Annotated in this window: 17 protein-coding genes and 1 other RNA gene; 7 read left to right on the top strand and 11 right to left on the bottom strand. The window is 58.5% G+C overall.

What is annotated here, in order from left to right; genetic code table 11:
• Nucleotides 1-14 precede the first annotated feature (14 nt).
• The 7 genes from AC2A1F_RS00520 to AC2A1F_RS00490 all read right to left on the bottom strand — a co-directional run bounded on the left by AC2A1F_RS00520 (nucleotide 15) and on the right by AC2A1F_RS00490 (nucleotide 6,101).
• Nucleotides 15-1,748 carry a ShlB/FhaC/HecB family hemolysin secretion/activation protein gene (locus tag AC2A1F_RS00520; RefSeq protein ID WP_484206829.1) on the bottom strand — a complete coding sequence of 578 codons (1,734 nt, stop codon included), beginning with the start codon at nucleotides 1,746-1,748 and terminating at the stop codon, nucleotides 15-17.
• A 346-nt stretch (nucleotides 1,749-2,094) separates the two neighbouring features.
• Nucleotides 2,095-2,994 (bottom strand): RNA polymerase sigma factor RpoH, encoded by a 900-nt coding sequence (gene rpoH / locus AC2A1F_RS00515; protein WP_292630034.1) that lies wholly within the window; start codon nucleotides 2,992-2,994, stop codon nucleotides 2,095-2,097.
• A gap of 134 nt (nucleotides 2,995-3,128) precedes the next feature.
• Nucleotides 3,129-4,106: an RluA family pseudouridine synthase gene (locus AC2A1F_RS00510; RefSeq protein ID WP_484206828.1), complete on the bottom strand. Its 978-nt coding sequence runs from the start codon at nucleotides 4,104-4,106 to the stop codon at nucleotides 3,129-3,131.
• A gap of 117 nt (nucleotides 4,107-4,223) precedes the next feature.
• Entirely contained in the window at nucleotides 4,224-4,454 is a 231-nt protein-coding gene (locus AC2A1F_RS00505; RefSeq protein ID WP_484206827.1) for a hypothetical protein, read from the bottom strand.
• Complete coding sequence (locus AC2A1F_RS00500; protein ID WP_484206826.1) at nucleotides 4,454-5,020, bottom strand: hypothetical protein; 567 nt, start codon at nucleotides 5,018-5,020, stop codon at nucleotides 4,454-4,456. Before AC2A1F_RS00500 ends, AC2A1F_RS00505 begins: the two co-directional genes overlap by 1 nt.
• Before the next feature lie 54 nt (nucleotides 5,021-5,074).
• On the bottom strand, nucleotides 5,075-5,503 hold the full coding sequence (locus AC2A1F_RS00495) for a hypothetical protein (RefSeq protein ID WP_484206825.1): 429 nt from the start codon (nucleotides 5,501-5,503) through the stop codon (nucleotides 5,075-5,077).
• Nucleotides 5,504-5,594: 91 nt separating this feature from the next.
• On the bottom strand, nucleotides 5,595-6,101 hold the full coding sequence (locus AC2A1F_RS00490) for a response regulator transcription factor (RefSeq protein ID WP_484206824.1): 507 nt from the start codon (nucleotides 6,099-6,101) through the stop codon (nucleotides 5,595-5,597).
• 361 nt (nucleotides 6,102-6,462) lie between these two features.
• Between AC2A1F_RS00490 and AC2A1F_RS00485 the strand changes: the two genes are divergently transcribed.
• The 6 genes from AC2A1F_RS00485 to AC2A1F_RS00460 all read left to right on the top strand — a co-directional run bounded on the left by AC2A1F_RS00485 (nucleotide 6,463) and on the right by AC2A1F_RS00460 (nucleotide 10,674).
• Entirely contained in the window at nucleotides 6,463-6,861 is a 399-nt protein-coding gene (locus AC2A1F_RS00485) for a M67 family metallopeptidase (protein WP_484206823.1), read from the top strand.
• A gap of 155 nt (nucleotides 6,862-7,016) precedes the next feature.
• Nucleotides 7,017-7,658, top strand: a complete 642-nt coding sequence (locus tag AC2A1F_RS00480) for a histidine phosphotransferase family protein (protein ID WP_484206822.1) — start codon at nucleotides 7,017-7,019, stop codon at nucleotides 7,656-7,658.
• A 3-nt stretch (nucleotides 7,659-7,661) separates the two neighbouring features.
• A complete protein-coding gene (locus AC2A1F_RS00475; protein ID WP_484206821.1) occupies nucleotides 7,662-8,366 on the top strand; it encodes an N-acetylmuramoyl-L-alanine amidase in 705 nt (234 codons plus the stop codon).
• 7 nt (nucleotides 8,367-8,373) lie between these two features.
• Nucleotides 8,374-8,797: RNase P RNA component class A (rnpB, locus tag AC2A1F_RS00470), an RNA gene on the top strand.
• A 42-nt stretch (nucleotides 8,798-8,839) separates the two neighbouring features.
• Complete coding sequence (locus AC2A1F_RS00465) at nucleotides 8,840-9,772, top strand: cation diffusion facilitator family transporter (RefSeq protein ID WP_484206820.1); 933 nt, start codon at nucleotides 8,840-8,842, stop codon at nucleotides 9,770-9,772.
• A gap of 362 nt (nucleotides 9,773-10,134) precedes the next feature.
• The gene (locus AC2A1F_RS00460) at nucleotides 10,135-10,674 is read left to right on the top strand and encodes a fasciclin domain-containing protein (RefSeq protein ID WP_484206819.1); all 540 of its coding nucleotides are present in this window, start codon (nucleotides 10,135-10,137) and stop codon (nucleotides 10,672-10,674) included.
• Nucleotides 10,675-10,769: 95 nt separating this feature from the next.
• Here AC2A1F_RS00460 and AC2A1F_RS00455 read toward each other — a convergent pair whose 3' ends face one another.
• From AC2A1F_RS00455 to clpP, 3 genes are all read right to left on the bottom strand, one after another.
• The gene (locus AC2A1F_RS00455) at nucleotides 10,770-11,012 is read right to left on the bottom strand and encodes a hypothetical protein (RefSeq protein ID WP_484206818.1); all 243 of its coding nucleotides are present in this window, start codon (nucleotides 11,010-11,012) and stop codon (nucleotides 10,770-10,772) included.
• 170 nt (nucleotides 11,013-11,182) lie between these two features.
• Nucleotides 11,183-12,442: an ATP-dependent Clp protease ATP-binding subunit ClpX gene (gene clpX, locus AC2A1F_RS00450; RefSeq protein ID WP_292632411.1), complete on the bottom strand. Its 1,260-nt coding sequence runs from the start codon at nucleotides 12,440-12,442 to the stop codon at nucleotides 11,183-11,185.
• Nucleotides 12,443-12,594: 152 nt separating this feature from the next.
• Complete coding sequence (gene clpP / locus AC2A1F_RS00445; protein WP_484208133.1) at nucleotides 12,595-13,302, bottom strand: ATP-dependent Clp endopeptidase proteolytic subunit ClpP; 708 nt, start codon at nucleotides 13,300-13,302, stop codon at nucleotides 12,595-12,597.
• Between the two features lie 190 nt (nucleotides 13,303-13,492).
• Between clpP and AC2A1F_RS00440 the strand changes: the two genes are divergently transcribed.
• A complete protein-coding gene (locus tag AC2A1F_RS00440; protein WP_484206817.1) occupies nucleotides 13,493-15,082 on the top strand; it encodes an amidase in 1,590 nt (529 codons plus the stop codon).
• 651 nt (nucleotides 15,083-15,733) lie between these two features.
• Here the strand turns inward: AC2A1F_RS00440 and AC2A1F_RS00435 are convergent.
• Complete coding sequence (locus AC2A1F_RS00435; RefSeq protein ID WP_484206816.1) at nucleotides 15,734-17,008, bottom strand: endo-1,4-beta-xylanase; 1,275 nt, start codon at nucleotides 17,006-17,008, stop codon at nucleotides 15,734-15,736.
• Nucleotides 17,009-17,341 lie beyond the last annotated feature (333 nt).

Below are 17,341 nucleotides of genomic sequence, written 5' to 3'. Positions count from 1 at the left end.
ATCTCCCCCGGGCTTCAAATGCTGAACGGAACGAACTGGAAGGTCATCGACACAAGCACCCGGTCATCGGGCCTGCGCGAGAAGGCACCTGTCAGCAAAGGCTTGTCGAGCGCGTGCGTGTAGGTCACATCAAGCCGGATGGCTTGCGCCAGCGAGACTCTTGCCCCCCCACCGACTGACGCAATATACCGCTCTCTCTCGGTCGCATTAGGCCCGATGTTCCAGAGCTTTACGCCTTCGTAAAAGCCATAGACCTGCGCCTTGACCTTGGGATCAAGCTTGAAGTTGATGCGCGGTTCGATCACGAAACCCACTGCCCGGTCGCCCGTGTTGGCACCCGGATCATAGCCGCGGCCGATCGTGAAGTTGCCGATGGCATAAGTATCGTAGTTCAATAGCGCACGGTTGGCCCATTGCGCGTTCACTTCACCGGCCAGTTCAAAAACGGGTCCCAGCTTGTAGAAACCTTCGATGTTGCCGCGCACGACCGTGGCCAACGAGCTGCCGTCGGTGCGAGAGATGCCATAGCCATCAACTGGCGTGGCATTGCGTGTTGCGCCGAATACATCAATGCCGCGCCGCACTTCCAGCGATCCGTTCACGCCGCCGATCTGTTCGCCACCTGCATCAAGCTTTGCGCGCGATCCATCAAGGCGCAGATAGAGCGCCGAAATGCGATCCCGCGACAGGGGGCTTGAAGGCCCTCCCGGCTGGAAGAAACGCGAACGCTGCAGGGAATATTCAAACCCGCCACTCAACTTCACCCGGTCTGTCACCGTCCGCAACAGCGGGTGCGCAAAGCCAAGCCCGGCCACGACCGAAACGGTGCGCTGATCCAGCGACAGAATGTCCGGGCGCGCTTCGGCCACAGTGCCGCGCAGTTCCATAGTGGTACCGGCACTGTTCAGCACCATCGCATGGCGCAAAGCGGCGATGCGCTGCTCCTTGAAATCGAACGTGCTCTGCCCGGTCAGCGTCGTGATATCGCCCTGACCCGTAAGGCCGTAGAATTCGGCATGCAAAAGGCCCGTTTCCCGGCCGAGGAAATCCGCATTATAGTTCTGCAGATTGGCAAGCAGCGAGAACGACCGGAACGAAACCGCCAGTTCACCAATCAGATCGCCGGGACGGCCGCTGGCCGGGCTCAGCGCCAGTTCCACGGTCAGGCCCGGGATATCATTGGCGAGGAGCAGAATACGCTCAGCTTCTGCTTCGTTCAGCGGATCAAGTTCTTTCAGTCGTTCGATACGGCGTTGCAGCAGCCCTTCATATGGCCCCACATCCCCGCGCACGCGCATTTCAACAATGCGACCAGATACCACTTCCAGCTTCAGCACGCCCGAATCGATGCGCTGCTGCGGAACCTGCACGCTGGCCACATAACGGGCCGCGCGCAGCCGCGATTGCACTTCATCGCGCAGATCGCACACTTGCCGGATAGGCTGTTCGCCAGCGGCCGGAGCAATCCCTCCGAGCAACTGCGCGATCTCGCCCGGCAAGGCCACGCCACCAGGCGCGGTGATTTCGACACTGGTGATCGTCGTGCGGATATCGCTTGAGGCCAAGGGACACGGCCCTGCCTCGATGCCATCAGAACGCACACGGGCACTGGCTGGTGCTGCCTCTGGCTTGTTTACTGGCAGATCAAGCTGGTCTCTGGTCTGGACGGCCTGTTGTGCCTGAGCGGCGACCCCGGAGACACCAATAGCAACGACACCAGCAAACGTGGCGAACAAAGGCTTCTTCAATTTCGTGCCCCCTGAAACAGTCTTCAGGCAGGCACAATGATGCCCACCTTCCAAACTTCCTTCGCGGCCCGAAATTGTTTTTTTAATCGCTTACAGTTTCTGCCCGAGCACCGTGATCGAGTCAACGCATGTTAACCAACGCGGTTCTGCCAGATCGCCAAGCCTGTTATCCTGACGTTTGACGCCTAGCACCCGTAAGAGTCCGAAAATGTGACAGAGAACACCAAGCTGGCCAGATTGCGCATACACCGATGGACAAAATGCAAAACGGCCGGGCTTTTGCCCGACCGTCTCAACTTGATCCATTTTGGATTTAACCAGCAGCGCCGATATACGCCTGCAAATTTTATGCAGGCAGCAGTTTACGCTCCACCGCGATCCTCTGAATCGCCTTTTGCAGCTTTTCAAATGCCCGCACTTCGATCTGGCGCACACGCTCACGACTCACGTTGTAAACCTGCGAAAGCTCTTCCAGCGTCTTCGGTTCGTCAACCAAACGGCGATCAGTCAGGATATGGCGCTCACGCTCATTCAAACTGTCCATCGCTTCGACCAGCAGCTGGTGGCGATAGCTTGCCTCTTCGGCATCAGCGACCGTTTCATCCTGCAGCGGACGGTCATCGGTCAGCCAATCCTGCCACGACCCTTCGCCGTCCTCGCGCATGGAGACGTTCAGCGACGCATCGCCCCCCATCATCATGCGCCGGTTCATGTTGATCACTTCCTGTTCGGGCACGCCCAGATCGGTTGCAATCTTCTTCACGTCATCGGGATGAAGGTCTGAATCCTCGAAAGCTTCAAGGTTCTTCTTCATGCGGCGCAAGTTGAAGAACAGCTTCTTTTGCGCTGCGGTCGTGCCCATTTTCACGAGCGACCAGCTGCGCAGGATGAATTCCTGCATCGAAGCTTTGATCCACCACATCGCATAAGTCGCCAGACGGAACCCGCGATCAGGCTCAAACTTCTTGACGCCTTGCATCAGGCCGATGTTGCCTTCGGAGATCAGCTCGCTCACAGGCAAGCCATAGCCGCGATAACCCATGGCGATCTTCGCCACCAGCCGCAGATGGCTCGTCACCAGCTGGGCAGCCGCTTCGGGGTCCTGATGTTCCTGAAAACGCTTGGCGAGCATATATTCCTGCTCAGCCGTCAACACGGGGAACTTGCGGATTTCCGATAGATAGCGATTGAGGCTGGCCTCCCCGCCAAGGGCAGGTACGCTTACAGCTTTCTTTGGCTCACTCACCTGAACTTGTCCTTTCGTTGCGTCGGTTCCCTGTGATCGGCCCCCTGATGGGCGACCGGCGGCGGGACCACACTGTGCGGAGCCGCTTCGAGATTTTCGGCCCGACTCCATAGGCTGTATTTACACACCAATTTTTATATCAGCGCCATAACCTTTGCATCATGACCTTCAGCGCACAATTCGACGATCAGTTCCCGCATGTCGACGGGCGTTGTACTGGTAAAGCGGTGCACTGTGCCCGTGACGGGATGGATAAAGCCCAACTCAGCCGCATGCAGCGCCTGCCGCTGAAATCCGAGCCGCTGCAACAGCGGCCGAAGCCTTGAAGGTGTGCGTCCATACACTGGGTCACCCAGTAACGGATGGCCGATTGACGCAAGGTGAACGCGCACCTGGTGGGTTCTCCCGGTTTCCAGCCGACACTCGACCAGCGCCGCCCCATCAAGCGCGGCCAGCGTCCGGTAATGCGTCACCGCGTGTTTACCGCGACCTTCCTCCACAAGCGCCATCTTCTTGCGATCATGGCTGGACCGGCCAATCGCCCCGCGCACGGTATCAGCCACAGGCACAGGCAGACCCGCCGTTACGCATTTATAAGCGCGCACGATCGAATGATCGGCAAACTGTTTGGCCAGCCCCTCATGCGCCACGTCGGTCTTGGCAACAACCAGCAGGCCCGACGTATCCTTGTCGATCCGATGCACGATCCCCGGCCGCGCAACCCCGCCAATGCCTGAAAGCTGCCCTCGGCAATGATGCAGCAGCGCGTTGACCAGCGTCCCGTCAAGATTCCCCGCTGCAGGATGCACCACTAGCCCGGCAGGTTTGTCCACCACGATCAGCGCATCGTCCTCATGGACGACGGAGAGCGGAATATCTTGCGCGATGGCCTCAGCAGGTGCGGCTTCGGGCACACGGATCTTGAACGAAGCGCCCTCGGCGACCTTCACCGAAGCTTGGGCCACGACCTGCCCTGAAAGGCTGATCCGGCCCTCCCCAAGCAACGCCTTCACCCGCTCGCGCGAAAGACCAGAGGCATCGGCCAGTGCCTTGTCGAGCCGCTGCCCGGCAACAGTTACAGTCCCGGAAATGATCGTATCGGCGGCCCCCATTTTGCAGGATATGGGGAGGTTCCGGTGGAGGTGCAAGGCGGTAAACGAACGTAAGGCTGTGAGAGGTTGCAGGGACCAAAAGTAGTGGATTTAGAACGACACCACTGCGATTTCATTTCATGCCATCATGCTGGCGTAGGCCCATAAAGCCAAGAGCCAGCCGCTTACGAGTAAGGCCGCAATGCCAATTGCCTCGATGGAGCGAGCCGGGTCAGATGGCAGCCGTGGACGAGAAATCTCAATTTCCGGCAGTCCGCAATCCGCCTCGCGTTCATAAAATTGATCGAAATCAGATGAATCTGCTTGATGTCGATCGACGAGCTCTCCTGAGTCGCTGGTCACAGCCATCATCCAATCGCGTTTCGTACGCGCACTTTTGGTTCATCAACTTCATGATGAGGTCTTTCGCCCAGCGCTTCTTCAGCCAAAAGGTCGTACATCATCTGAAAAGCCGAATCCGTCAGTTCAATCCAGCGAACCCTATGATCGACCGTGTCATCTGAACGCGTGATCAGCCCGTTTTGTTCAAGCAGACCAATCCACCGCAGGGCCGTTGTTGCCGGAACACTGGCCGCGATGCAGGCATTTTTGATCCTGACCCGGCTGCCCCGCAACCGCATGACAAACAACTCAAGCAGAATATCCCAGGCTGGCTCGCCAAAAATCTCGCTGGGCAACCTCGTCGCCCGTCGCCGACGAAAAGCATAAAGTTGCCTGGCATAATCAAGAACCGTTTTGTCCTTGTCCACCATTTCGTCAGTTGTGATGCCAGAAGGGTAACGTCTAATGCGCCCATCTCGCCCAGATATTTGAACAACAGACAATGCCAACGTTATCTGCTCGGACAAGTCCAAAACCTTGGACAAAGCTTTCTCAATATGTTGGCTTTCTAGTCGGTCTTTAGATGACTGCACCTGAATGCCCCTTGCTATGCATCGAATAAGACGATGACAGTGCCCAATTACAAGCTAATCAAATGCGATTTTTTTCTTCTTACTCAGTAAAGTTTCAATTAATCCAAATATTAAGCCCAATGGAAACATCAACCACAGCGTGAAGATGGCAGTTTGATTTTCACCGATATCGTTATCTATTCCAAACCGAGATAAACATAGAACAGTCATCCTTGCCAAAAGGGCTCCTGCAGAAAAAATCAGCCATAAGCTTTTGCCTGTCAGCGCCAAAGGCAGAACCATCAGCAGGTCCAAAACCGCCAGACTAGCTGCAACTAAATCGGCGACTTCAAGAATTCTTCCACCCATTATTCCGGCAGCAAGATGAAAAATCATGGAGACCAACAATATAGTCCCTGCATTTCTTTCATCTCGTTCACCAAAGCTGACCGAAAAAACGCCGATGATAAAGCTTATGAAAGTTGCAAAAAGCAAAAATTTCATCGATGCCTATCGACTTTCATTCTCTCGATATTCGTCGAAAATTCGCAAACTGCATTCTTGCATAAGCTTCATCATGATGCCCCGGTAAAAATCAATACTTCGTCAATATCACGATCATCATCATTAGAGAGGCTGCTGTCACGGATATCGCCGCCAGCCGTCCAGCGATTATGCCACCAGCATCTATCTGGCTCATGATTGCGGAAGATCGATTGCCGGATGGCCTTTCAGTGCCAGCTTGCGAAAACTCTAATTCTTTCTCGTGCCGATGCTCGAGTCCGTGTTCATTGAAGTTGTCCTCAATCAATTGCTTGCTATCATCCACGCTCGCGCCGCTTTGATCGACCTGAAATTTCGAACCTGTGGATTCTTCACAGGTATCAATTAGTTTCTGATACGCTCTGGCTAAGTCTCCTCGCCGGTCGACACCAAGCTTGCGGCGCGCCGATTGGAGCCTTTGCTCCACCGCTGAAGAAGATATCCTGAGTTTTGCGGCAATCTCCTTGTTTGTTCTCCGATCAACAACGAGATCAAGGACTTCCCTCTGTTTTTCGCTCAGCCCTTCAACCGAAGGTTGTGATTTTTGATCAGTCGCCATTCATCACTCCTTGCCTCAGCAGACTTGATTTCAAGAAGCACGATGTTCGTAAAGCAGGTCAAATGACCTAATGATAAATTCCTCCATTTTGGAATAAATCAGCAATAACTACTCACATGCCTCTCCAGATTGTCTTTTAGCTTTATCAAAATGAACCGTCGTCGCACTTAGGTCTTGGACCGTTTCAGACTGTTTTAGGTGCAGAACGAAGGTGCGGCCGTCTTTTGATTGCCCGGACGAACTGCACAGCAAACGAAATGGCGCTGCGACACTGATGCAGCCAACTGGCCTACATCAATCTTTATCACTCTGTTGTGCGCATTGTATTGTCAGACGCCAATAGTCTCGGCACAGCGGCATAGTGACAGTGACTGTAAGCCAATTTGCGTATGCAACGATCCTCTGCGCCACGCATGCTGCCGCGCCGAACGAAGCCTGTGGCTTGCTGCTCGGCCACGGTTCCATGATAGAAACCGCCTTCCCTACCGCTAATGTCGCCTCCGATCCCGCATTCCACTTCGAGATCGATCCTGCTGCCCTGATCGCTGCGCACCGGGCCTCGCGGGATGGTTCCGGGCCGCAGGTGCTCGGCTATTTCCACTCGCACCCCAACGGCCTTGCCCGCCCTTCGGCCACGGATGAGGCCAGCGCTGCGCGGGATGGGCGGATATGGGCCATTGTGGCCGACGGCGCGATTACGTGTTGGCACGATGGGACGGATGGGTTCGAACCGCTTTCCTACTGCGTCGTGCAAGGCTAAGGCAGTGGCAAGATGATGAGAACAACCCGCCCTGTTGCCCAATCGACACCCGCTTTTGCGGTCGTTTCGTCTGGGCACAAACCGGGCGCGGCAAAGTTTCTCTGGACAGTGTAAACTGTGTAAACCCCTTCAGGAAAAAGGCGCGAAACCTGAACATGCCAGCCAATTCCCACGATCTTGCCAGCCTGCTCTGCTCGCGCCTGTGCCATGATCTGCTCAGCCCGGTGGGCGCGCTTTCCAATGGACTTGAACTTCTCGCCGAGGAGAAGGACCCCGAAATGCGCAAACGGTGCATGGAACTGCTGGAGCAGAGCGCGAAGACCTCGGCCGACAAGCTCAAGTTTTTCCGCCTCGCCTTCGGTGCGGCGGGCGGCTTTGGAGAAAGCGTGCCTGTTGCCGAAGCGCGCGCGCTGGTCGATGCGCTGGTGGGCAACAACGGGCGCGTCAGCGTCAACTGGATGTTCGGGATCGACAGTCTGGCCAAGCCTGCCGTCAAGATCCTGCTCAACCTCGCGCTGATCGGGCTTGATGCGCTGGTGCGTGGCGGCACGCTCGATATCGGGGCCGAAGTGCGCGACGGTGTGGCCGAAATCGTGGTGCGCGCCGCCGGACAGCGCGTGGCATTCGATCCTGCAATCGGACAGGCACTGGAAGGCACGCTGCCATCTGCCGAAATGTCCAGCCGCACAGCGCCTGCTGCGATGGTCCAGCAGCTGGCGACGTCAGTGGGTGGTGCGGTGCAGGTTCATATTACAGCAGAAAGCCTGGTTCTGGGCGCGGTGTTGCCGGTCGCCTGACCGATGCGGCGCTGGCTCGTTCATCGCGAGGTCCCATCGCCCAACTGGAACGCGCGCAAGCTTCCGGTAAACATGGTGGTGCTGCATTATACCGGCATGGAAAGCGCGCAGGCTGCGCTCGATCGGCTGTGCGATCCGGCAGCGGAAGTATCGGCGCACTACCTGATCGACGAGGACGGGACAGTCACCGGCCTTGTCGATGAGGACAAGCGGGCTTGGCATGCTGGTCGGGGATCTTGGCGCGGCATCACCGATGTCAATTCGGCCAGTGTCGGGATCGAACTGGTCAATCCGGGCCACGAATTCGGCTATCGCCCCTTCCCCGATGCCCAGATCGAAGCGCTGCTGCTGCTGCTGGCCGACATAATGAAGCGCCACAACGTGCCACGCGCCAATGTCGTCGGCCATTCCGACATAGCCCCTGCGCGCAAGGATGATCCGGGCGAGCTGTTTCCGTGGGAACTCCTGGCTCGCCACCGCCTGTGCCTGCCCACGCCCAAGCTGAAAATGCGGCTGGTCTATGATAACGAGGCCGCGTTCTTTCTCGCGCTCGAACGCTTCGGCTATGACATTTCGGACCAGAAGGCCGCCGTCCGCGCGTTCCAGCGGCGCTGGCGGCCGCAGCGGATCGATGGCGAAGTAGACGGACAGATCGGGGCATTGCTGTTCGAACTGCTGTTGGAACGCGATCTCGGACATGCTAGGTGACCGCTCGCCAGGGGGCCGGGCAGCCGCGTGATCGCAAGATCCCGAGGAAAGTCCGGGCTCCACGAAACAAGGGTGGCGGGTAACGCCCGCCGGGCTTGGGATTAACGTCCCCGGTCAAGGGAAAGTGCCACAGAGAGCAGACCGCCTCTTTTTGAAGAGGTAAGGGTGAAAGGGTGCGGTAAGAGCGCACCGCGCGACCGGCAACGGAAGCGGCACGGCAAACCCCACCCGGAGCAAGATCGAATAGGGACTGCGCGTTTCCGCAAGGAAACAGGCCTGTTTCGGGCCAGCAGTCCGGGTTGATTGCTTGAGCGTTCCGGCAACGGTCCGCCTAGAGGAATGGCTGCCAGTGCCGATACGGTGCCCGCCAAAGGGAAACCTTGGGCATACCGTCGGCGCTACAGAACCCGGCTTACAGGCCCCCTGGCGCAACACCTGTTTCCTACAAGCCTGCAAGGCGTTAGAGAGGCCCCATGTCCGGCGGCCACCACCATCATCATGACCATCATGGCCATTCTCACAGCCATGCTCCAGCCAGCTTCGGACGCGCCTTCGCGGTCGGGATCGGCCTGAACCTTTGCTTTGTGGTGGTCGAGGCCGTTTACGGCGTGATTTCAGGCTCGATGGCACTGGTGGCCGATGCCGGGCACAACTTGTCTGACGTGCTGGGGCTGGTCATTGCATGGGTGGCCAGCGTGCTGGTGAAGCGTCCGCCTTCGGCACGGTTTACCTACGGGCTCAAATCCAGCTCGATCCTGGCAGCGCTCGGCAATGCGGCGTTTCTGCTGATGGCATTGGGTGCGATTCTGGTGGAGACGATCCGCCGCCTGTTCGAACCTCAGCCGGTGATCGGCGGAACGGTAATGATCGTCGCGGGCATCGGCATCGTGATCAACACCGCCACAGCGCTGATGTTCATGCGCGGGCGTGCGCATGATCTGAACATTCGCGGGGCCTATCTACATATGGTGGCCGATGCGGCGGTTTCGGCAGGCGTCGTGGTATCCGGCCTTGCCATCATGCTGACCGGGCTGACATGGATCGACCCGGTTACCAGCCTGATCATCGTGGGGGTGATCGCATGGGGCACCTGGGGCCTGCTAAAAGATGCGCTGCGCATGAGCCTGCTGGGCGTGCCCTCTGGCATTGACGAGCGCAAGGTCCGCAATTTCCTGCAAAGCCTGAACGGGGTTGAGGCGGTGCATGATCTTCACATCTGGCCGATGAGCACAACCGAAACCGCCATGACGGCGCACCTCGTCATGCCGAGTGGCCATCCGGGCGACAGTTTCCTGCACCTGCTGGCCCATGAACTGGAACAAGATTTCGGAATCGGCCATGCCACGGTGCAGGTTGAAACTATTGATGGTCACGAATGCGTGCTGCTGCACGATTATACCGTCTGACCTGACCTTGCGGGCATAGCCCCAAGGGCCATGTCGCAATGGTGGCTCGCAAAGGCCATTTTTGTTCACGGAGACGTTCTAACCGGGCTTGATTTACCCCTCCAGTCCGGTTCCTCCCCTGACCTCCCGGCTATCTCGTTCCCTTCAGCCGGGGTCCAATTCTATGAGGCGCGCTGCATCTTTGCAGCGCGCCTCTTTTTTTGTTTTGCGCTTTGTAATCAATACCCTGTCCAAAAGGGGCCATGCCCCAAGGGGTATGTGGTTTGTGGGACCCGTAACACCACCTTGTGCATTGGAAGGGCGGACCGGCAGCCCACTGTCTTGCGCCGGCCACAGTCGTGTTTCCATCAAGGAGTTTTCCGATGACAGCTAAGTTCCTGCTCGCCGCGCTCGTTGCCACCACGGCCACCGCAGTGCCCGCACTCATCACCCCGGCCTATGCCCAAGCCGCACCGACCACCACCATCGTTGACACCGCCGTAGCCTCGCCCGATCACACAACGTTGGTTGCCGCCGTAAAGGCAGCTGGCCTTGTCGATACCTTGAACAGCGCCGGTCCCTTCACCGTGTTCGCGCCCACCAACGCCGCCTTTGCCAAGCTGCCCGCTGGCACCGTCGACACGCTGCTGAAGCCTGAAAACAAGGCCACGCTGGCCAAGGTCCTGACCTACCATGTCGTTGCCGGCAAGGTGACGGCTGCCGACGTGCTCGGCCTGATCAAGGCTGGTAACGGCACCGCCAAGATCACCACTGTTGCCGGTGGCACGCTCACCGCCTCGCTGATGGGCAGCACTGTGATGCTGACCGATGAAAAGGGCGGCATGGCCCACGTTGTGGCAGCCGACCTGATGCAGAAGAACGGCGTAATCCACGTGACCGACGCAGTATCGCTGCCAAACTAAGCCTTCGATCTCACCCCTCATTGGGGGCGAGCAAACCCAAAGCGAAAAGGCGAGCACCACGCGGGGCTCGCCTTTTTCTTGGCCAGCACGCACGGTCAGGCCGTTGGCAGGAAGCGCACCATCTTTGCCTTCAGCAAAGACACCAGCGCCGGGTCCATGAAAGCGTAGTCGTCGGGTATATCCAGACAGATGATGCGCTGCCCTGCAAGCGCGGACCGGAACTTGCGCTGCAACTTGTTGCGGTGCGTCTTTTCCATCACCACGATGACGTCCGCCCACGCCACCAATTCGCTGGTCAGCGGATTGTCCGCATCGTTGTTGGTCCCTGCAGAATCCACTTCGACGCCCGGCCAAGACGAAAAAACCTACTCAGCCGTAGGGCTTCGCAGGCGGTTTTGGCTGCAGATGAAAAGGAAGCGCTTCACGCGGGGAGCATCTGCGCAACAGTAACTAGCGGAATACCCCCCCTCCCCGCCGAAAGTGGCAGGCGAGGGGGTATCTTTTGACTTCAGGCCGCTTCTTCTTCCTTGCCCTTGTGGACGCGGATGGGGTCCTTGCGGCCTTCGACCACATCCTTGTCGACCACGACTTCGGCGATGTCGGTTTCGGTCGGAACGTCGAACATGGTGTCGAGCAGCAGGCTTTCGACGATCGAGCGAAGGCCGCGTGCGCCGGTCTTGCGTTCGATGGCGCGCTTGGCGATGGCTTCAAGCGCATCGTCGGTAAAGGTCAACGCCACATCTTCGAGTTCGAAGAGCTTGGCATACTGCTTGATCAGCGCGTTCTTCGGCTCCTTCAGGATCTGGACGAGTGCGTCGATATCCAGATCATTGAGGGTGGCGATCACCGGCAGACGGCCCACGAATTCGGGGATCAGCCCGAACTTGAGCAGATCTTCCGGCTCTGCCTTCTGCAGCAGTTCGCCGATCTTGCGCTTATCGGGATCAGCAACGTGCGCGCCGAAACCGATAGAGCGCTTTTGCAGGCGGTCCGAGATGATCTTGTCGAGCCCGGCAAACGCGCCACCGCAGATGAACAGGATGTTCGTGGTATCGACCTGCAGGAATTCCTGCTGCGGATGCTTGCGCCCGCCCTGTGGCGGCACCGACGCGGTGGTGCCTTCCATCAGCTTGAGCAGCGCCTGCTGCACGCCTTCGCCCGAAACATCGCGCGTGATCGAGGGATTTTCGGCCTTGCGGCTGATCTTGTCGATCTCGTCGATATAGACGATGCCGTGCTGCGCCTTTTCGACATTATAGTCGGAAGCCTGCAGCAGCTTCAGGATGATGTTTTCCACATCCTCGCCCACGTAACCCGCTTCGGTCAGCGTGGTAGCATCGGCCATGGTGAAGGGCACATCGAATGTCTTGGCCAGCGTCTGCGCGAGCAGCGTCTTGCCGCAACCGGTGGGGCCAATCAGCAGGATGTTCGATTTCGAGAGCTCGACCTCGCCACCCTTGCCGCTGTGCTTCAGCCGCTTGTAGTGGTTGTGGACCGCCACCGAGAGCACGCGCTTGGCGCGGTCCTGGCCGATCACATAATCATTCAAGGTCTCGAAGATATCACGCGGCGTAGGAACGCCGCCATCCTTCTTCCCGGCGATACCGGCCTTGGTCTCTTCGCGGATGATGTCATTGCACAGTTCAACGCATTCATCGCAGATGAACACGGTGGGCCCGGCAATGAGCTTGCGCACTTCGTGCTGCGACTTCCCGCAGAAGCTGCAGTACAGGGTGCTCTTGGTATCCGATCCGGAAAGCTTGGTCATTCTTTCATCCCAGGCGCCTCTCCACGAGAGGCGGGTGCGGTTATCCTACTACCCCAAGGGCATTAATCAACCGGACTCGATAACTAGTATCATGTCCCTAGCGGTCAAAATCTTTCGCGAGGCTTAAAACTTTGACCGCAAGAGAAAATCGATCAGGCCGGCGCGCCGCCGGTGCCTTCTTCAACGCCAACCGCATCGGTGGCGGGCCGCGACTCGAACACCTTGTCGACGAGGCCGAACTTCAGCGCTTCTTCGGCTTCGAGGAAGGTATCGCGGTCCATCGCCTTTTCGATCTCTTCGAGCGAACGGCCGGTGAACTTGACGTAAAGATCATTCATCCGCTTGCGAATACGCAGGATTTCACGCGCCTGAATTTCGATGTCCGAGGCCATGCCGCGCGCACCGCCCGAAGGCTGATGAACCATGATGCGGGCGTTGGGCAGGGCGATGCGCATGCCCGGTTCACCCGCAGCAAGCAGGAATGAGCCCATGGACGCTGCCTGACCGATGCACACGGTGGACACGCGCGGGCGGATGTACTGCATGGTATCGTAGATCGCGAGACCTGCCGTAACCACGCCACCGGGCGAGTTGATGTACATGGCGATGTCCTTCGACGGGTTTTCCGATTCGAGGAACAGCAGCTGGGCGATGATCACCGAGGCCATATGGTCTTCAACTTCGCCGGTGACAAAAATGATGCGTTCACGCAGCAGGCGCGAATAGATGTCGAAGCTGCGCTCACCACGGCTCGATTGCTCGACCACAACCGGGATCAGCGCGCCGGTTACGGGATCGTGGGAAAACTTGCCCTGAGAGCCATAAACATTGGCGCCGGAAGCGCCGAACAGGTCGAGCATGGGAATCCTCATCTGGTTAGACAGTGCTATGTCGCGTGCCACGGCAAGATGTTCAAGGGCGTTAACTGCAAATCCGGGGATTTGCGTGGAACTCCACATACACAAAGGTGTTGCTAGGCGCGTGCGCGCTTGCGACGAACAACCATATCCTGAACTGAACGTGCTGACATGCACCTTGCAAGGAACGCCCATGAAACTGCGCTGGTCCGCCTGTGTTTTGGCGTTTTTTGCGGGGACAGCACCTGCATCGGCGCAGACCGTCTACGATTACCTCGCGCGGATTGCCGCCATTGATGATGCCGGGCCGCAGTTGAATGCCGTGCTGGCCATCAACCCCGATGCTCTGAAAGAGGAAGCCGCCGCCCGCACGATCAAGGGGCCGCTGGCGGGCAAGGCGATGCTGATCAAGGACAACATCGAAGTGGCAGGGCCAATGCCGACCACCGCAGGAAGTCTTGCACTGAAAGACAACGTGACCGGGCGCGATGCGCCGCTGGTGGGCACCTTGCGCAAGGCGGGCGTGGTGATTCTGGGCAAGACCAACCTTTCGGAATGGGCCAACATCCGCTCGTCCTCCTCGTCCAGCGGATGGAGCGCAGTGGGTGGGCAAACGAAGAACCCGCATGCGATTGATCGTTCGGCCTGCGGGTCATCCTCGGGCAGCGGCGCGGCGATTGCGGCGGGACTGGCGTGGGCGGCAATCGGCACCGAAACCGATGGTTCGATCACCTGCCCTGCTTCGATCAATGGCATCGTCGGGTTCAAACCCACCGTGGGGATGGTGAGCCGCACCCACATTGTGCCAATCAGCCACAGTCAGGATACGGCAGGCCCCATGACGCGCAGCGTTGCCGATGCTGCGCTGGTGATGAACGCCATCGCCGGGACCGACCATGCCGATCCCGCCACCGCCGAAGCCGATCGCCGCAAAAGCGATTTCACCGCAGGCCTTGCCACGGCCAGCCTCAAAGGCCTTCGGCTGGGCGTGATGCGCAAACAGGCAGGATCCCATCCGGTGCTGCTGGCCTTGTTCGAAAAGGCTTTGGCAGACCTGAAGGCGACTGGCGCGGAATTGATCGATATCTCTTTCGACACCCCGCCCGACATGGGGCGCGATGAATATACCGTGCTGCTTTATGAACTGCGCGCGGACATAAGCGCTTATCTGCGCTCGCTCCCCGCAACGAACAGTCCGCGCACGCTGGCCGATCTGATCGCCTTCAACAAGACGCACCCCGAGGAACTGCGCTGGTTTGGGCAAGACATCTTTGAACTGGCCGAGACGACGAACGACAAGGCCGCCTATCAGGCGGCGCGTGCCAATTCGCTCAAACTGGCAGGGCCCGAAGGCATCGACCGATTGCTGCGCGAACATCGCGTGGCCCTGCTGATCGCGCCAACCGATGGCCCGGCATGGCCCATCGATCTTGTGCTGGGCGATCATTTCAGCAGCGTGGGCGCAGGCGGACTGGCCGCGATAGCAGGCTATCCGCACCTGACTGTGCCGATGGGCGCGGTGGAAGGGCTGCCGATTGGGCTATCGTTCATCGGTGCCAAGTGGGACGACAAGCGCGTGCTGGAAGCGGGCGCAGCCTTTGAACGCGCCCGCACGGAACGTGCACCCATGCCAACCCTCAGGCGGTGGGGTGAGCCGGCTCTGCTTCGGCCAGAAGCTGTTGATAACGCGCTGTCGCCTGATCGAGCAGAACGCGACGGGGCTGCAAGCGGCGTAAGTGCGCGCGGAAACGACCCTGGATTTCCTGCCACAGGACAGCGATGATGGATGGCTGGTCAGCAGACTGTCCTTCATGCCAGCCATAATCTTCGATTTGCGATGATCGCAATTGATCGCCTCGCATTGAATCGGCAGACGCTGCGGCAGGTTGCATCCGCTTTGCCGGACGGGCCATTGTGGCACGGGCTTTAGGATATTTCTTGCGTGCCGGAACCGGGACAAGGGCTTCGCCATCAATGCGCCGGTTATGACGCTTGGCCGCTGGCAACTTGACCGCAACTGCCATGGCAGGCCGCGGTCCAGGAGCAGAAACTCTGCCACCAGGCGTTTCAGAACTGGCACCGCCGGAACCAGAGGCATTGCCTGATTGAGAGCCAGAACGCGCTGAACGGCGGTTTCGCGGTTTTGATGCGGAAGCCATTGTACTATCCTGCAGAGCAATTCTGCGTCCAATAATATTGACACATTTTCACTTATTTGAAACCGCAAACGCACGGACGTTCGTTTCGGTTCGAAATAATCCCGTAATTACATGATTGATCTAAGTATTCATACTGATGGCATTCTTCATGGGATCGACAGCATAACGGTGGGTTGGAACGTAGAAAACGCCCCGATTTCGTATCTGTAAGAGGTGGCATTTGCGTCATACCCAGCAGGCAAGGTGCAAATGCCACCTTTCTTGAACGATGGTGATCAGACAGGGTTGGTGAGCGCAGGCGCGCCCTGGAAAGCATCAATGATCGCCTGTCGCATCGGTTTTGCTGCAAAATCCCGATCGTAAGGACAAGGACGCTGCGGCGTGCCATCACTACGCGGCGCGAAGCTTTGCAGCCAACTGTAACGGTCGGACATGCCCCATGCCAGAACATCGCGGCACTGGCTGTAGCTAAGGGCAATATCAAGATAGCCCTTGACCAAGGTTGCCGTGTCCTGATCACGCACAGCGATGCTGCTGTTGCGGCCGCTGTCGTTTACATCGAGTTCGGTGATCACCAGATCATAACCCAGCGCGACCACGGCATCAAGAAACGCGATCCAGTCTGCCCGCCGTGAGTCCACCACTTGGGTGGCCGTCTGGCCGGAATAAAAGCCGATGTGGCCCTGAATGCCGAGAGCATCGACCGGCACGTTGCGCGCACGGAAACCGCGCAGCAGATCGAGCACGCCGGCACGGTGCCTTGGCGCATCACCGCCGCCCCAGTCCATGTAATCATTATAGACAAGCTGGGCATTCGGCGCCTCTGCCCGCGCCGTGCGGAAGGCAAGATCAATCAGGCTGGTATCTTCGCCCGCCAAGCGGGAAAAGCTGTTTGATCGCAAACGCCCGGTGGCCGGATCAATCGCTTCGTTGACCACGTCCCAGCTGTAAATGCGGTTGCCATAGCGGCGGATGACTGTTTCCACATGCGTGCGCACCAGATCGGTGACGCTGGGCACGGCCGTAGCGCTATATCCGCGCGCCCACGTGGGGAAGCGATCCTCGACGTACCACAGCAGCGTGTGCCCGCGCATGAGCATCGATTTGGACTCGGCATACGCGAGCATGTCGTCAAAGCGCGAAAAGTTATAGGCGGTCGCGCTTGGTCGGATGGATTCCCACTTCAGTTCATTCTCTGCCACCAGCACGCCGCAATCGCGCTCCAGCATGGTGGCGTAGTTGGGATTGGCGAAGGAACCCGCATCAGCACCCGCAGAAGACCACGCAACCGCCGATCCGAACCGCCGCCCCTTTGCTGCCGCAACCGTGTGAATGCTGGCTGCGGGAGTGGCGGTTGGTGAAGGTGTTGGCGCAGGAGTGGGTGTGGTTGTGGGCGTGGCGGTAGGCGTCGGGCTAGGGAGCGTGATCGGGCCTGCGCTGGTCCCGCCGCTGCTACCACCGCCGCACGCAGTAAGCGTGCCTGCGGCAAGAAGTGCCAAGTGCTGCCGCCGGGTCAGTGAATCGAGATTGATGGGGGGCGTTTCTGACATGATGCTCTCCGTTGCAAAGGGCGGCCATGACTGATCAGACACCGTGACGCCGCGAGCTCATAGGCGGCTGACAGCGGAGGTTCAGGGCAGGCTGGCAGAGGACTGGGGTGATTTGGGCGCTAAGCATGGCACCACAATTGTAGCGCTCACATTTCTGGTTACGAAAATGAGGTTCGTGCTGGTGCAGGTTGGATGGAACCAAGGTGTGAAGGCCGTATGCGGATTAAGCCCTGCATCGGCTGGATTGCCAGACCTTGACCGGGACACGCAGGAGCATCGGCAATGCGTAGCAAGGGCCAACTACTGGTATCTTGGTGTTTTTTGCCAAGGCGA

Source organism: Novosphingobium sp. HNCC26BN242 (assembly GCF_057180525.1).
Note: the sequence above shows the minus strand (reverse complement) of the source record. Positions and strands in the feature narration are given on the sequence as shown.

What these genes read in the sequence shown, in the direction of transcription:
- AC2A1F_RS00435 (WP_484206816.1), bottom strand. Translation starts at nt 17,008, where the DNA reads ATGTCAGAAACGCCCCCCATCAATCTCGATTCACTGACCCGGCGGCAG.
- AC2A1F_RS00440 (WP_484206817.1), top strand. Translation starts at nt 13,493, where the DNA reads ATGAAACTGCGCTGGTCCGCCTGTGTTTTGGCGTTTTTTGCGGGGACA.
- AC2A1F_RS00460 (WP_484206819.1), top strand. Translation starts at nt 10,135, where the DNA reads ATGACAGCTAAGTTCCTGCTCGCCGCGCTCGTTGCCACCACGGCCACC.
- clpP (WP_484208133.1), bottom strand. Translation starts at nt 13,302, where the DNA reads ATGCTCGACCTGTTCGGCGCTTCCGGCGCCAATGTTTATGGCTCTCAG.
- AC2A1F_RS00475 (WP_484206821.1), top strand. Translation starts at nt 7,662, where the DNA reads ATGCGGCGCTGGCTCGTTCATCGCGAGGTCCCATCGCCCAACTGGAAC.
- AC2A1F_RS00495 (WP_484206825.1), bottom strand. Translation starts at nt 5,503, where the DNA reads ATGAAATTTTTGCTTTTTGCAACTTTCATAAGCTTTATCATCGGCGTT.
- clpX (WP_292632411.1), bottom strand. Translation starts at nt 12,442, where the DNA reads ATGACCAAGCTTTCCGGATCGGATACCAAGAGCACCCTGTACTGCAGC.
- AC2A1F_RS00505 (WP_484206827.1), bottom strand. Translation starts at nt 4,454, where the DNA reads ATGGCTGTGACCAGCGACTCAGGAGAGCTCGTCGATCGACATCAAGCA.
- AC2A1F_RS00510 (WP_484206828.1), bottom strand. Translation starts at nt 4,106, where the DNA reads ATGGGGGCCGCCGATACGATCATTTCCGGGACTGTAACTGTTGCCGGG.
- AC2A1F_RS00465 (WP_484206820.1), top strand. Translation starts at nt 8,840, where the DNA reads ATGTCCGGCGGCCACCACCATCATCATGACCATCATGGCCATTCTCAC.
- AC2A1F_RS00490 (WP_484206824.1), bottom strand. Translation starts at nt 6,101, where the DNA reads ATGGCGACTGATCAAAAATCACAACCTTCGGTTGAAGGGCTGAGCGAA.
- AC2A1F_RS00480 (WP_484206822.1), top strand. Translation starts at nt 7,017, where the DNA reads ATGCCAGCCAATTCCCACGATCTTGCCAGCCTGCTCTGCTCGCGCCTG.